The organism is Bradyrhizobium sp. P2_E8 (genome assembly GCF_056403875.1).
Genome location: NZ_JBFUES010001762.1, coordinates 1 through 758, shown reverse-complemented (window position 1 = coordinate 758; position 758 = coordinate 1). Strand labels below are relative to the sequence as shown.

The window sequence follows — 758 nt, the reverse complement described above, 5'->3', positions numbered from 1 at the left end:
CCGAGAACCTGCCGGCAACCTGGTACGATACCGCCAACATCCACTTCTGCACCATCAAGGATTTCGTCGAGCTCTGCGACGAGATCAACGTCAAGATGGAACGCTCCGTGGCACTCGATCTCTATGGCCGCCCGGTGCCGCTGAACCTGCCCTGGTGGGTGTGGAACATGTTCGGCGAGCAGGGCGTGTTTTTGCTGACGCGCGGCGGGGGGAAGTAGTAGCCGCAGTCATTCCGGGGCGCGCGAAGCGCGAGCCCGGAATCCATCGTACCACAGCGTTTGTCGAGCGATGGATTCCGGGCCTGCGCCTGCCGGCGCATCCCGGAATGACAAGTCAACCCACCGGCAGCGACCTCGGATCGCGCACCGGCCATCGTCCGGCTTCCACCAGCGTGACGAACCGCTCCACGGTCTCGTTGAACAGCGCGGGCTCCTCGAGGTTGAGCACGTGCCCCGACTTCGGAAACATCGCAAGACCCGCGGCCGGCAGATGCCTTTTCAAGAACAGGCTCGGCCCGACGCAGGGATCGTCCTCGTCGCCGCAGATGATCAGCGCCGGTGTTGCGACGCCCCTGATCGCGTCCGTCATCGCAAAGATCGAGGGACGGCCGCCCTGGAAGCCGCGCATCGTGCGCGCCGATCCCCTGGCATCGTGCCGCGCCAGCGCGGCGTAGAAATCGGCGTGGCCGCGCGGGTCCTTGACCAGGAACGGAATCCGGCTCGGCGCCTCGCGCGTGATTTTTGCCACCTCCGTGGAGC

General features: G+C 65.7%; 2 protein-coding genes. One reads left to right on the top strand and one right to left on the bottom strand.

Annotation, left to right across the window (positions count from 1 at the left end):
- The coding region (locus tag AC1D00_RS43745) for a methionine biosynthesis protein MetW (protein WP_477015018.1) at nucleotides 1–218 on the top strand (218 nt) is incomplete at its 5' end.
- A gap of 115 nt (nucleotides 219–333) precedes the next feature.
- Here the strand turns inward: AC1D00_RS43745 and AC1D00_RS43740 are convergent.
- Nucleotides 334–758 (bottom strand): alpha/beta fold hydrolase (locus AC1D00_RS43740; RefSeq protein ID WP_477015017.1); only part of this gene is annotated, 425 nt, incomplete at its 5' end.